The organism is Candidatus Thermoplasmatota archaeon (assembly GCA_029907305.1).
Taxonomy (GTDB): Archaea; Thermoplasmatota; E2; order DHVEG-1; family DHVEG-1; genus JARYMC01.
Window position 1 is genome coordinate 1 of the sequence record JARYMC010000027.1, and the last position, 14,691, is coordinate 14,691.

Annotated in this window: 15 protein-coding genes and 1 other RNA gene; 6 read left to right on the top strand and 10 right to left on the bottom strand. The window is 35.4% G+C overall.

The window, feature by feature from the left end:
• Positions 1-150: 150 nt before the first annotated feature.
• Positions 151-2,145: a hypothetical protein gene (locus QHH19_03080; GenBank protein ID MDH7517308.1), complete on the bottom strand. Its 1,995-nt coding sequence runs from the start codon at positions 2,143-2,145 to the stop codon at positions 151-153.
• A complete protein-coding gene (locus QHH19_03085) occupies positions 2,142-4,313 on the bottom strand; it encodes a type II/IV secretion system ATPase subunit (GenBank protein ID MDH7517309.1) in 2,172 nt (723 codons plus the stop codon). The genes QHH19_03080 and QHH19_03085 overlap by 4 nt, the downstream gene beginning before the upstream one ends.
• Positions 4,314-4,457: 144 nt before the next feature.
• On the opposite strand from QHH19_03085, the gene QHH19_03090 reads away from it, so the two are divergent.
• From QHH19_03090 to QHH19_03110, 5 genes are all read left to right on the top strand, one after another.
• Positions 4,458-5,741: an ATP-binding protein gene (locus QHH19_03090; protein ID MDH7517310.1), complete on the top strand. Its 1,284-nt coding sequence runs from the start codon at positions 4,458-4,460 to the stop codon at positions 5,739-5,741.
• A 21-nt stretch (positions 5,742-5,762) separates the two neighbouring features.
• Positions 5,763-6,347 carry a hypothetical protein gene (locus tag QHH19_03095; protein ID MDH7517311.1) on the top strand — a complete coding sequence of 195 codons (585 nt, stop codon included), beginning with the start codon at positions 5,763-5,765 and terminating at the stop codon, positions 6,345-6,347.
• Between the two features lie 67 nt (positions 6,348-6,414).
• Positions 6,415-7,017, top strand: a complete 603-nt coding sequence (locus tag QHH19_03100; protein ID MDH7517312.1) for a molybdopterin-dependent oxidoreductase — start codon at positions 6,415-6,417, stop codon at positions 7,015-7,017.
• Positions 7,018-7,118: 101 nt separating this feature from the next.
• Positions 7,119-7,367, top strand: coding sequence for a DUF5654 family protein (locus QHH19_03105; GenBank protein ID MDH7517313.1), 249 nt, complete (start codon positions 7,119-7,121; stop codon positions 7,365-7,367).
• 241 nt (positions 7,368-7,608) lie between these two features.
• Entirely contained in the window at positions 7,609-7,986 is a 378-nt protein-coding gene (locus QHH19_03110; GenBank protein MDH7517314.1) for an HNH endonuclease, read from the top strand.
• A 69-nt stretch (positions 7,987-8,055) separates the two neighbouring features.
• Here the strand turns inward: QHH19_03110 and QHH19_03115 are convergent, their stop codons facing one another.
• The gene (locus QHH19_03115) at positions 8,056-8,292 is read right to left on the bottom strand and encodes a hypothetical protein (protein MDH7517315.1); all 237 of its coding nucleotides are present in this window, start codon (positions 8,290-8,292) and stop codon (positions 8,056-8,058) included.
• A 375-nt stretch (positions 8,293-8,667) separates the two neighbouring features.
• On the opposite strand from QHH19_03115, the gene QHH19_03120 reads away from it, so the two are divergent.
• The gene (locus QHH19_03120; GenBank protein ID MDH7517316.1) at positions 8,668-9,693 is read left to right on the top strand and encodes a tyrosine-type recombinase/integrase; all 1,026 of its coding nucleotides are present in this window, start codon (positions 8,668-8,670) and stop codon (positions 9,691-9,693) included.
• 10 nt (positions 9,694-9,703) lie between these two features.
• On the opposite strand, the gene QHH19_03125 is transcribed toward QHH19_03120, so the two are convergent.
• From QHH19_03125 to QHH19_03155, 7 genes are all read right to left on the bottom strand, one after another.
• Positions 9,704-10,063: a hypothetical protein gene (locus QHH19_03125; protein MDH7517317.1), complete on the bottom strand. Its 360-nt coding sequence runs from the start codon at positions 10,061-10,063 to the stop codon at positions 9,704-9,706.
• Positions 10,060-10,338 (bottom strand): hypothetical protein, encoded by a 279-nt coding sequence (locus QHH19_03130; protein ID MDH7517318.1) that lies wholly within the window; start codon positions 10,336-10,338, stop codon positions 10,060-10,062. The genes QHH19_03125 and QHH19_03130 overlap by 4 nt, the downstream gene beginning before the upstream one ends.
• Before the next feature lie 233 nt (positions 10,339-10,571).
• Positions 10,572-10,871: RNase P RNA component (gene rnpB, locus QHH19_03135), an RNA gene on the bottom strand.
• Positions 10,872-10,915: 44 nt separating this feature from the next.
• On the bottom strand, positions 10,916-12,472 hold the full coding sequence (locus tag QHH19_03140; protein ID MDH7517319.1) for a hypothetical protein: 1,557 nt from the start codon (positions 12,470-12,472) through the stop codon (positions 10,916-10,918).
• A 56-nt stretch (positions 12,473-12,528) separates the two neighbouring features.
• The gene (locus QHH19_03145; GenBank protein ID MDH7517320.1) at positions 12,529-13,746 is read right to left on the bottom strand and encodes a PLP-dependent aminotransferase family protein; all 1,218 of its coding nucleotides are present in this window, start codon (positions 13,744-13,746) and stop codon (positions 12,529-12,531) included.
• Between the two features lie 70 nt (positions 13,747-13,816).
• A complete protein-coding gene (locus tag QHH19_03150; protein ID MDH7517321.1) occupies positions 13,817-14,035 on the bottom strand; it encodes a hypothetical protein in 219 nt (72 codons plus the stop codon).
• A 386-nt stretch (positions 14,036-14,421) separates the two neighbouring features.
• Positions 14,422-14,691: hypothetical protein (locus tag QHH19_03155; GenBank protein ID MDH7517322.1), on the bottom strand; the 270-nt coding region annotated here is incomplete at its 5' end.

The following is a 14,691-nucleotide window of genomic DNA, read 5'->3' on the forward strand; positions in this document are numbered from 1 at the left end:
TCTGTATGTTCTATGATCTATTTCAAAGTAAAATATTGTTCAAGAGATGATTCTTCGACTCATTTCGGGATGTAGCCCCTTAATTGCATGAAACAAGGTAACTATTATGGTGTTTTATTTAGGTTTTTGGTTTAAAAAAATAATCTTTGATCATATTGTTTTTACGATAGATGAGAACAATATTTGACCGATAATAATTGTTATTGTAAGAACCATCACAGCTACAGGCATAACCATACCAAGATTATACATAAAAGCCGCCTTATCATCACCATCATCTATACCATTTGTGAACCTTGTTAAAATAAAAACCAGTTCAATAACGTATATACCAATTACCAAAACGAAATATTCAGGGCGAATATTATCAATGGCAAATGATTCCCCTATGCCAGCAAAAACAGATGAGGAACCATAGGGCAAGGTTTGCGTAGGTATCTTACCTGACATGGAACTTATTACATTTGTTATCAGCTTTGTTATAGCAAGTGTAACACCAGCTATAAGAGGAGCAAATATAGCAGATGTTGATCTAAGTGTCGATGTGAGCTCATACAACATATTTTTTATTCTATCCTCAACTTGTTGAAGCTCCTTAAGATGATCCGCTATCCGTATTATAGAGATGCTAACAGCTTTTTGGCTTTTCTGAATACCTTCCACAAACAATCTCATAATAGCCTTGATGCGATCAGAATAGACATGTTTCAAAGAACCAAAATCAGGGCTAAACAATGCATCTCTAATGTTAGTATGCATCACCATAAGATTATAACCAGCTTGATTAAAAACCTCAGCGATCTTAGCACCACCCATAGTATCAGCTGTGTAAATGAAGCTTTCCTCAGGAGATTTTTCTTCATTTATTCTCTTACCAAGTATGTATAATGCATCACCAAATTCTTTCTCCATCTGTTTAATGTCATCTCTGATTTTTTTATAAGGGCGGTAAACACTAAGAGTGTAAACCATTATCGCAACAGCAATTCCCCATATTATAAATAATGTAACCGGAAAATATGAGTTAAGACCATCTGAATCAATTATAAAATTTAATAAAACATTGGATTCGCTAGCAGAAAAAAACATAGGCACAGACATGAAAAAAATACCTGGTAGAGCTACTACAACACCGCAAATCACTGATACTATGAGATTCCTGCGTTTATTTATATTTACAAGATCGGGGTGATTATCTGGTATAACTGGTGGGTTAAAAGTGGCTGGTCTCATAATCAAAATCCTCCTTGTATAAAGAAAAACAAAAAGTGGTAGAATAATATCATACAAAAAGAAAACCTGGAATATAGTAATCTTTAACCCAACAAGCCCAGTAGCCGGCAGCATCGCTATAAAAGAAAGAGGAATCATAATACCTATCGAATAGATGATCATAGTAGGCTGATGTAACCTTGAGACAAAATGGTTCATCATATCCCTTGTCCCATCGAGACCAACATCAAGAGCACGATTAAGTGTTATCACACGCTGCGCCTCCTCAGGTTCATGTATAGAGCTTCGGATAAGATGCAGTGCTCTCTTAAAATGGTCGTTCCATTTACCCCAGCTATTTGCAAAATTAGTTAATGCATCATTTATACCATGATACACCCTTATTTCCATGTCCCAGAGCATTTTACGTAAATCATTGGCAAGGGATGTAGATGATTCTGAGGCAGCAAATTTAACGCTGTTCTCCAAATTTGGTACCAGTTTCAGGTACATTACAAGGTAACTGAGAACCTCAGGTATATCACCAAGTGAATGAATTTTTATGTACCTCGCATAGGTCTTGGGATAGTTGGCAATTAAATTTAATATCACAAAAGGCAAAAAAACTGTTACAACAATCATAAGTAATATTGTGAGAGGATCAATTATACTGATATTAAATCCATAGAAAAACAATATAACTAAATCCAAAAACAAAGTTCCAACAAAAGTTAGGAATGCACCCATATACGCAAAAATCAAAATGTCAAAAGGTTCAACTTTTAAACCTGTAATGTTCAGGTTTTCGATGTATTCCACTGTAAAAAATTTATCAATTCTTTTCTGGTTTTTTTCATTGTTTTTTTGCATCCATAAAAAATATTTTTTTGCAAATTTTGCACCTTTTTCAAACCAATGTTCTTCCACATTCATGTTTGTGTTCTTCCAATGTAGTTATTAAACCATCTCATCCATTTATTTCGAACTTTTCTGTAATCTACTTCTTTGTTACGACTTTTGCTTTCTTCAATAAACATCCAAAAAGCATTGTTTGCATCTCTAACCGAAGGGGCTTCTAACAACTCCTTGTTTCTTTCACCATGTTCTACTATAGCCTGTTTTATCTCTGTTCTAAGCCTGATGTTTTGTATAGCTTTTTCTACTGTTATCCCCCATTTTTTTGCTATGTTCTTTATTATCTGGGACTGCCCCATGTCCAATAGGTTTGTTGATGTAAGATCGTCTTTCACTGTGTTGTAAACCATTATATCCTGGAATATTTTGTCTGGATCAGGGTTTACTGACCAACCTGTTTTTGTAATCTCTGATATCTGGGTTACTCTTCTTTTTCTTTCAATGCCTCCCTCTGCTCTTATTGGTGCTGCTATAACAACTGCGTCAACTGCTTTGAATGATGTAGGTGGAACACCTATGTCATATACCACCCTCTCATAAACATCCCTGGTTGTAGAACCATGTATTGTTCCCATGATTAGGTTACCTGCTGCTCCAACCCTCATAGCTTCAAATAAAACCTTTGCTTCAACACCTCTGACCTCACCCAGGATGAGGACAGATTCACCTAGGCGAAGAGCTGTTCTAAGAGCATCAGCTGGATCAACCTCACTAGAACCAGACCCAGAAGAGATAGATTTTGTGATAAGCGACTGGATTTTGTAGCCGATTTTTTGTAGATTATCAACAGGTATCTCTGCTGTATCCTCAATGGTTAAAATTCTAAAACGCTGAGGTATCTCCAACATAAGCGCACTAAGCAATGATGTTTTACCTGAGCCCCTACTACCAGCTATGAGCATAGAGGCTTGACCGTCAACAAGAAAACTAAGAAAACCAGCAGCCAAAGGAGAAATCATACCGTTATCAATAAAATGCGCTAGAGTCCATGGTTTCTGACGATGTTTTCTCAAAGCAAAAGCTATACCACGTGGAGTAAGAGGATTAGAGATAGCTGCAACACGCGTATGATAACTCTCAAGATCCATATCCAAAACCGGTGACGCCTCTGAAAACGCTCTACCACTTAAGGTTCTGAACCTAGATGCAAGCGCATCAATGTCACCAACAGATAAATAAACATTGGATGTGTACTCCTCACCATCAAGCACAAGATGTAAAGGATTATTTGTCACAGGGGCGTTAACATAGATATCCTGGATATTCGGGTCTAAAAGAATATCCTCAAGTATACCAAAACCTGCTGTATAACGAGCGAAAATATCAGCTAAATAATCTACTCTACTAGTTTTAATATCAAGGTTATGTTCCTTAATGAATTTTGTAATAACCTGTTTGCCTAAACGCTGGAAATAATCCCTAGCTGTCTCAGAATCCATAAAAGAAGCATCTTTAGGTCTATGGTGAGAAAGATAGGATCTAACATTTTCCAAAAGATAAAGCTCTGTCAACGGTAAATCATACTCAGGTGGAACAACAAAATATAGTTTCTCAGGTTTTGTTCTTAACACATACAAAGATATATCAATAGGTCGCCCACCCCTACGCTGAACTTCATAGGACTTCAAGAAAACAGCATCAGGTGGAGGTTCAAGTTGAATATACGAATCTATAAAACCTGGTCTAACATACGATCGTATATAGTTTGTATAAAAAAAATTACTATCTATATCTTTTTCTATGATGTGTTTTTTGAATTCTGCTTTTGAAATGATCTCAGATATCAATCCGTGGTATTTTATTTTACATTCTTCGCATTTTTTATCTTTTGGGTCATCGGTTTTTAATATTTGTTCAAATCTTTTTAATCCAAGGAATGGATCTTTTTGTGATATCTCAATTGTTGTTTTTAAGAAGTTTCGTCTTTCTGAGTTACATTTTTTGCATTTTTCAAAATTTCCAGTAGGCAGTTTTATGTCTTCATATATTTCTATACTTGCTATGTAATCTGTTAAATCCTTTAAAATTTCTAGTTCTTTACCAACAAAAACCTTAACAAGGGCATGGTTGAGGATGAGCCTATCTAAACCATGTTCTGTTTTTAGAATTTTGAAGATGTTTGATCTACATGTTTCGTCGAATATCGTGGAGTTTCCTATGCTACAGTTTCTACAATTTATTATCAATGTTTTAAAATCTGATTTCCTTATTGAATTATAGGGACAGTTTTTTTCTCCAGTTTTTATCTTCTCAACTCCTCCAAGAATAACAAAATATATATAAATCTATATTAATATAATTTTCTGAATTAATGGAGGTTGATATAGAGTTTGAAAGACAATTTTTTAGATGAAGAAAATAGATCAGAAAAATGCTATGTATTAGGTAGAAAAGAAGGGGGAAAACAGGGTTTATTAAAAATTGGCAGATATTATGCCTTAGACTCTTCTCTTGGAACAGATGTTTACGTCGATGTTCTTCATCCTCACATTATTCTTATATGTGGTAAAAGGGGTTATGGGAAATCTTATACCGCAGGGGTTTTCATAGAAGAGATAGGAAATCTTGAAAAAGAACTTAGAGAAAATCTGGGAGTAGTAGTTTTTGATACCCTTGGCATATTCTGGACGATGAGTCATGAAAATAAATTAGAAAAAGATAAACTTGAAATGTGGGGCATGGAACCAAAAAATCTAGATGTACTGCTTATGGTTCCTAAAAAATATGTTGAGGAATATAAAAACAATGGTATAGCTGCATCTGGTTTTTCTCTTAGGGTCGCTGAGTTGTCTTCTCATCATTGGTTACAGCTTTTCGATGTTAAATCCACTGAGCCTTTTGGTATTGCTTTGACAAGGGCTGTTCAAAAAATGCAATCAATATCAGATCATTTTTCTATAAATGATTTATTAAACTGTATCAGGAATGATGAAAGATGGGATGATCATGTTAAGGGTGTTGCTGAGAATTTGTTGTCTATGGCTGAGTCATGGGGTGTTTTTGATGAAAATGGTGTTTTGATTAATGATCTTGTGAGCGGGGGACGTATCACCATATTGGATGTTAGTCATCTAGCTGATACCAATCTCAAGAGTATTGTTATTTCAGTTGTTGCAGAAAAAATTTTTGAGGAACGAGTAAAAGAACGAAAAATCCATGAGCAAGAAAAAATGGGTATATCCCGTAGGAGAAAAGGCATTCCTATGGTTTGGTTGTTTATTGATGAAGCACAACTTTTTCTACCAAATGATAAACAAATTCTGAGTAAAGATATTCTTATAAATTCATGGATGCGGCAGGGTAGGCAACCTGGTCTTTCTCTTGTTATGGCTACGCAGCGTCCTAGCGCCCTAGAATCAGAGGTTTTGTCCCATAGTGATATAATTATTTGTCATAGGCTTACTACCCAAGAGGACATTGATGCGTTAAGCAGGATAAGACCAACATATATGCATGGTGATATTAAAGAATCAGTTCAAAAGATAGGTGATGAAAAAGGTGTGGCTCTGCTAATAGATGATAACTCCGAGTCAATACATATAGTAAAGATAAGACCCCGTTTAAGCTGGCATGGTGGCTCTGAGTCCCTAGTTATGGAACCTGTTCAGAAATGATTTACATCGTTTTATATCTAGATGATAAATATGAGAAAACCAGATGAGTTTGCCTCTGAAATGATTCCTATAAGGCTTTTAATCAGTATCGCTGTTATTTCTGCGATAGCTATAATGGTGACAATTGGATACAATAACCTAAATGTGGTATTTGCTGAGAACAACGTTGAAAACGAATGCAGGTCTTTGGAATCTAAACTTTACACGATGGTTAGCAGTGGTGTTGCAAGGGATTTAGATGAAATAGACGCAGGTGATGGAACAAAAAGGGTGCATACATTTAGTCTACCCAACAGTATTATTTATCTCTCGTTTGGTGTCGACCCTGATCCAGAAAACAATGGGATATTAAGAACAGGTTTAACATGTAACGGCTCAGTTATATTCTACAAAGTTCAAGGTGGTAGTAAACATGTAATCTGGCTCTCAGAAGAAAAGTTCAGGTTTAGAGAGGGCAAGAATACTGGGGACAAATGGGTTATCAACGGAGAGGGACAAGGTTTCATAATAAAAAACAGCGGTGAAACCTCTTTGGTTTTTGAGTTAGTAAAAAGAGACAGTGAAACATTTATATTAATTCAGGCTAACGATGGTATAGAACCGTGATAACAAAAATTCTATTGGATTTCTAAGTAATTTTTAAATAAAGAAGGGAGATTACCACTCTCTGTATATGAACGGGGAACGAGACAAGGCTGATATTTATACAAAATATATAGCAATTTTACTTGCGATGATTTTTATTATAGCTGGTTGCATTTATATTTATGTTAATCTACCGAGAGGCGAAGAAAAACATGAAGAACCAACACCTACCGAGGAGATATTACTAACAATAGTTTTCGGTTCTAAATATTTTAATTACTCTCTAGATGATTTAATGGATTTTGAAGTTGTAACAGGACGAGGTGGTTATAAAAGGCAAGATGGAACTATTATCGGTCCAAACAATTATACAGGCGTATCATTACTTGAAATCTTAGATTCTATAGATTCAATGCCAGAGAATTATACGATTGAGGCATTTGCTAAGGATGATCGATATTTTGATTATTCAATAGATGAGATAAACGGCCATGTTATGATATATAATGAATCTGGGAATGAAACTGGCATCGGTAATCTCACTATGATCATCTCATACAAGGAGAACAATGTGCTTCTGAATGAATCTCTCGGCGGTCCATTAAAAATTGTTTTTGTAGATGAAGTTGGATCTATAACAGATTCATCGCTATGGGCAAAATGGCTTGTTAAAATAGAGATAATTACATAGTGAAACCATAAAATCTCTATTTTTATAAGAATTTTTTAGAAATTATTAAATACCCTTAAAAATTTCTAACAATCAGTAATAAAATTGAGGGAGGGAAAAAAATGGTAACCATTAAGGAAATAAAGAGCACAATAGCAGTATCACTAGCTGCAGCATTCGGTTTCATCATAGCTCTGATATGGAAAGATATTATAATCGGAGCCATGAAATTAGCTGGACTGTGGCAAGAAGGCGGATTCCCAGATATGATGTCCCTTATTTATGGGATAATCATGGGATTAGTAATTACGGTGGTCTCCGTATTGGGTATTGTCTATATATCAAAATGGGGTGGCGTAGCGCAAAAGTAAAAACACACCCACTTTTCTTTCTTTTTTTCTATCGTAAGGAGCCAATTTACCGTATACAGTAAAATGTGCTGGGTGTAGGCCGTAAGCCTCTTTATCACTCCTAGAAAACAAGAAATTATGGAAATTTTGAAGACGTAATTTTACCTGAAAATAGCTCTTGAGTTTACTGGAAAAAATATAATAAAGATAATGATGTTACAAAATTGTGGTATACTGGAAGTGATATGGGGAGATAAAAAGCATGCAAAAATATGATTGGTCAATGGGTAAAATTTGGGATGATACGCCAAAAAGAAAATCAGTTAAAACCTCAATAAAAAAGGAGGTTATTGCCCGACAGAAATATCATTGCTATAAATGTAAAGAATTACTACCAGCTACCTATCATATACATCATAAAAAATCAGTATCTAGTGGGGGCTCAAATAGAGTTAGTAATTTGATAGCCCTCTGTCCTAATTGTCATGCAGATATTCATCATAAGAAACGTGTCGGAACTAAAAGGAAATCAATTCACAAGAAAAAAAGTTCAAGAAAAAATAGGTCAAAAACCTCTTATGATTATAGTATTTCCAGAGTAGAAATGCCAAAAGTTAAGTTTCCAAAATATAAATGGTGAAATTAATAAATGAAATAGATGGTATTTCATTCGATTTATACGGTAATTGGATTCAATGATAAATAATTTTTATGGGGCGAGTTTTTTACGTGTTTCTTCATCAACTTTATTCATATAAATTTTTTTCATTTGTTCAGCATCTCCCAGCAATGTATCAATTATCGCAGGATAATTCATTAATGGTGCACTGCAGTATGTTTGAACAAGAACACTTCCCGTAAGCGTTTTCCTTTGCATGATAATATATAGAATATCTGGATCGTTTTGCATATATCTCTGCATTTTTTTTGTTAATTTATCATCCATTTGTTTCTCTCTCCAATTATGCTCTTTGTAACAAGTAATTCTTTAAGAACATATGCAAGACAGATCCGATCACTTTTTTTGCGGATGGATCTTCAAAAAAAGTAACTTTCCATCCTTGTCTATTTCCCATCTAAAAATATCTCCTTTTTTTAATCCGAGTTGGCTTATAACAAAAGCAGGAACCGTTGTTCTAAGTGATGTTCCAGAGGATGTTGCAGCGTGTAAAACTGTTTCGTCGGCTCGGGAATTTTTTGGCATTCAATATTCTAAATGGAAATTATCGTATTTAATTTTATCTACCTATTGATTTACCTCTAAAATTACCAATAAATTTAAATACTAATACTACATATAGGTAAATAAAGAGGTAAATATGTGGGTGATTTAAACAAACTAAAAGCTTTTGAAAAATACCTTCTTTCAAACAACAAATCAAAAGAAACCATTCAAAGCTATATTCGAACCATTAAACAATTCCTTGATCTGGTTAACAAATTGCCTGAACAAATCTGTAAAGAAGATATTGAAAAATACAAGTACTGGGCACATGAAATAAAGCATTACGATAGAAATTCTTTGACACCGAAATATTGTGCAATCAAATCATATTTAGAATTACTAGAGATACCGGATAAAGAATTAAAATCATACAAATTAAGTCCACCAAAAATAGAAGTAAAACCAAAAACACCACTAACAAGACAAGAAATACAGAAACTCTTTGAGATTACTAAAGACAACTTGTTAGATCATGCTATTCTCAAAACACTTTACTATTCAACAATACGCAGAAAAGAACTCTGTAATCTCAACATTCAAGATATTGATTTCCAACGACAGAAAATCAGAACCATCAGCAAAGGAGGACACTACGATGAACGAAATCTTCATCCTGATGCACTCAAAGTAATTGGAGATTATCTTGTACTTCGAAATCAACCTAAAGACGGCCATGAAAACGCATTATTTCTCAATACTGAAGGTGAACGAATCGGTAAAACCTACCTGAGCACTATGATTAATAAATATACCAAAGAAGCAGGTATAACCAAGCGAGTCTATCCTCATCTATTTCGTGCTTCAAGTATCACCCATATGCACAACGCAGGTGCAAGTATCCCCGAGATTATGGCACAAAGCAAGCATCGAAGTGTCGACACTCTGGTTAAACACTATATTTGTCCCTCGGAAGAACGTTTCAAAGAGGTGTACTTGAATACACTTTCATTCAACACAATATTCAGAGATCAAAAACATTCTGAACCAGCAACTCAAATCACTAACCTTCGTCAACAATTGATCCGAAAATTAGCAAACGGCGAAATCACAAACGAAGCATTTCTGCAAGCAATACGTGTTTTAAATCCAGAAGGAATAGAAGAATCAAAAGGATACTCATAACCAACAACAATTATCTTTTTCGGTATCCAAACTTTTTGTCATATGTTGGATGATCTATGAAATCGAGAACAAAAGCGATGATTTCAATTTCTGTTTCACCATCAGTAAGTGTGTAGAGCATTCGCCAATAGTTCGGAAGTTCAACACGGAAGAGGTTTTTAACTCCATATTTCTCCCTGTATTCCTGTGGAATGAGATCTTTTGCGATTGGATCTCCATAATGATGATTGATTTTGATTAGCTCTATCTTTTTGTTGATAGCATTCAAAATCATGCGCTCTGTCTTCGATGTTGGTGCTTCTTTATTGAGATTTTTATAGACTTCCTCTGCCTCTGGCGAAAGAATTACTCGGACATTCTTTATCTTCATAGTTCAAGACCTTCAGCGATTGCTTTTCGTAAGCGCGGATTGGTATTGTGTATCCAAGTTATTCCCTTTAAGCTCACTGCTATTTTGTTGCTTTGTTCAAGGTATGCAAGGATGATCATTAATACTCGATGGTTTACTTGTTTTGGGAGAATTTTTTTTAATTGTGCAACCGTAATTACGCTCTCATTCATGTTTTTTAGTGTGTCTTCTACCATGAGAACTGTGTTTAAGGTAGGGGAATGTTCGAGTTTATGCTGTTGGACAGTTTTTGACATTTCAATCACCAATTGTTATTAACTAATAACTATATAGTATTAACTCATATTTATAATTTGCGGCAAAATAGGATAAAATTAGAAGACGTAAATCATCAAATTCTTATCTATAAAGACGTAAACAGTTTATGTTTCAGATAGAATCGTTTCTTACGTCAAGCCGTAAACTGAAAATACAAGGCGTAAACAGGCTGGAGAGGACGTAAAACAGTGTTTTGAGGACGTAATGTGCTGGGTGTAGGCCGTAAGCCTCTTTCTGTTTTAACGGTATTTGTCTAATGCGCCCTACCTACGAGCAGTCTGAATAACTGATCCCGTTGTTTGGGCTTGCTCCAGGAGCAGATTGGCCGTTTCATCAAATCCCAAGGAGACCTCATCACCAGGTGAATCATCGCATAATCCATGGGCTGTGTCGTTTCTGTTCCTCTGCTAAGACTTTCGCCTTACCTGCTTACGCAGGATCCTGATTCAGAATGAGAGAGGACTTTCCTCAGCGAAACGCATGGTTTCACCGTAACCGTCCACCTACACCCAACACATAAAACCAATTATAAGAACGAGTTTATAAATCTTGTTACTAAGGAAAAGAGGAGGATGCCTCCTTTTCATCAACAAACTCACCATCTAAATAAACCCTAGTTTTAAAAGTAGTCGATAACTCCTTTGGGATATTAACTATGATAACAACCTTTTCGCGCATACCAGGCTCTAAAGCAGAGACCAAGGAAGTTTTACTGTAAATCTCTTGACCATCTACTGTATAAAAAGCCCCCTTAAACAATATATCCTCAGCTGTACCACTACCCAAATTCTCAATTATAGCTTTAACTTTAACGAAATCACCCAACTCTGTGTTAGTAAAAATAGTCAAACTATTGTTAAACCACGAATGAACAAGCAAAGGCCTAGATGAAATAGGATAAATCGTTAGATTCAGTCGAGATTTGTAATCATTTGGTACATAACCAAGCGTGCCACCAATTGATGTAGTTTCTAGAAAATAATAACCATCACTATAAACTTCACAACTAGAGAGGTTCTTGCTTAGACGCACGCCAACAGCCATATGATTAGTGAATCTAAACAAGGCAACATCATAACCCATTTGGCTTAAAATGCTAGCAGCAAGAATCGCTTTATCCTCACAGTCGCCGCCACCCTTACCATAAAAAAGTGTCTCGATAGGGTAACGAGGATACTCGAATGATTCATTTACCAGGCTATCTTTTGAGTAATTAAGGTTTTGAACAAAAGATGCTACAAAATTTATCTTGTCCACATCGCCTCCAACATAATAACCATACAAAAGCCTGTCAACAAACAAATCCATATAATTGTCATCGTAAAAATCAAAAACATAAGTGCTATAATCTTGATTTAAAATCCTATCAAGACCAACGTAATAGTCCAACAAAAATTTTGGATACGGCACCATTATTGTACGGTCACGACCACTATACTTCCAAGTAAATTTTTTTGTAACTAAGTTATCATACAGATCAACATAAAAAGAATCATAAGCCATCACGTTACCAATTACGTCCTTTATGTACACTACAAAAACGTTATCTTTTGGTTTACCGGTTTTATACATACTACAGTTAAGATAACCATTTTCTTTTGGCATTATTACATTTGGTAAAACCAAACCAGAGAACGTCTGGTTATCAACAACTAGTTCAACCTTATATGGATAAACTGGTGTATCACCCCGGTTGTATACATCCATGGTTAAACCTATTAGATAATATTCATTCCTTAGATTATCATTCCACCAGCTCTGTTTGCATGACAAAATAGACAGACTAGGCTCAACTATGTTAAATGTTTTTTCATAAATTTTTTTGTCGTTTTTATCATAAACAACTAGTTTATATTGCCCTGGTAACGCAGTTTCTCTGTATGATGCCAGGTAAAGAATAGCATTATTGGGATGGTTTTTATTTGATGAAAGAAATAACTCTGAGTCAACAATATTTCCATCTGGATTGTATATTTTAATGGTTACAGTACCTGTATTTGTAAAAACTATTGACAAACCAGCGAAACCTTTGTCATCAACTATATTGTAGGAAACCAAAGAAAAGCTTGTACCAAAAATCTGGTTTAAAATACACCCTGATAAGGAACTCATAAGAACGATTAAGATGGTAAAGCAGAGTATAAGTTTTTTAGTTGATTTCATAAAAATTAGGCCATTCTAGTCTCAAGTTTTTTAGCTATGACACCACCCAGTCTTTTAATGCCTTCTTCTATCTGTTCGTTTGTGGAATAGGAAAAGTTAAGTCGCATAGATCTACCGCCACCACCATCAACATGAAACGCTTTGCCATGTACGTAAGCAACCTTCTCTTTAAGTGCATCCAGGAACATAATCTCTGTGTCTATACCCTCTGGTAGAGTAACCCAGGCAAACATACCTCCGTTTGGTTTATTGCAAACATAACCATCTGGGAAATATTTCTCAATAGAGTTCATCATAATATCCCGTTTTGGTTTGTACATCTCACAAATTCTCATTATGTGCAGATCCATAGAACCGCTTTTCATAAATTCACATGCTATAAACTGGGTGAAAGTATTTGTACAAAGATCAAGGGCTTGTTTGCATAAGGCTATCTTCCTCAGAATGTCGTCGGAGGCAACGACCCATGCGAGACGGAAACCAGGGGCGAGTATCTTTGAAAAAGTGGATATGTAAATCACGCGGTCTTCGTCATCAAAAGCCTTTATAGGTTTCACTGGAGGTATATCAAAACGGAGTTTACTATAGGGGTCGTCTTCAATGATTAATAGATCATATTCAGTTGCAACATCAATGAGTTTTTTTCTCCTTGATTCTGGCATCACTACACCAGCTGGGTTCTGAAAGGTTGGAACAGTGTAAATGAACTTTAGACAAATCTCTTCTTTCAAAGATTTTTTAATGGTCTCCTCTAGTAAATCTATATTCATGCCGTCTTTGTCCATGGGGATTCCTATTAGGTTAGCCTCGTAGCTTCTAAAAGCGTTAATGCCACCTAGGTAAGAAGGTAATTCTACAATCGCGGTATCCCCTGGGTTTAGAAAAATTTTACCAACAGAATCCAATGCCTGCTGTGATCCACTCATAATTATTATGTTATCAAGAGTTGCGTTAATCCCGTCTTTAGATGCACGCTCTGCAATCATTTCACGTAACTCGTTGACCCCATGTGTTGTACCATATTGAAGAGCGGTAGGGCCACATGTTTTTAACACATTGTTTATAATCACCTGTAAATCCTTTATCGGAAAAGATTTTGGGTTAGGTAAACCGCCAGCGAAAGAGATAATCTCTGGGTCCTGGGTAACTTTCAGCAGTTCACGTATCTCTGACTTACGCATTTTTCCTGCTCTATCTGAATACAACCTGCTAGGATTGAACATATCCCCCAACTTAAAAACCGGAATCTTATGTGCTTTTATATGCATTTCGTAAAAAAACAAAAACACAGTTTTATCTATGTTTTTTAGGAGGATTTATTGAGAAAAGAGGTTCTATGTGATCCTCAAAAGCAGGCATAGTTTCTACAGTGTCAATATCAAGGTTGAATCTCTGTAATATGTTTAAAGCTAGCATCTCATCTGAAGATTTCTTTGTTTTTTTATCATCCAGGAAAATCCTGCTGATTTCCTCTGCGTATTCCTCTTCAGATTCTAACCTCTCATCTTTCATAGTCCCCACAAAGTTATACCATATTACTTACTTATATAGTTTTTCCAAAAAAAGGAGGTTAAAGTGTTGATAAAAACTTGTTTCTATAAAGCACCGGTTATATGTATGAGAAACAACAAAATAATTATTATTGATATGAAGCAAATACTGAGCGTATCATCTAACCTGCTTTCCTTTATGTTGCATCCCGTCCCAAGGCTAGTATAAAGTTCTATGATTTAAATCTTTACAAATTTTTAGTGTTGCCCGCAAATTCATTCTTTCTCCTTATTTAGTGCATGCAATTCCATAATACAAATCTGCATAAAACCTCCACGTTCTGGTTATGCCTCTTTTTTGAGGAGATCACAGAACTGAACATTTTCTTGAAAGCAGAAATGATTCCTTCAATCACTACCCTGTAGCAGAATTCTTTCATAAACTCGTGTGGTTGTTTCTTTTGGAACCGGATGTTCCGTCCCCCATGAGGAACTTCCTTTTGATAACGTCCTTGAATTCTTCTTCATCTTAATATACGGTTTAGCATTTGATTTCTCAATTTCATCAGTCATCTCCCAGGAGAGATAACCGGAGTCAAGCAATACTGCTTTTATCTTCTTGCCGTTCTTTGAGAACGATCGTCTGAGGGCTCTCACAATTTGTAAACCAAACTGATG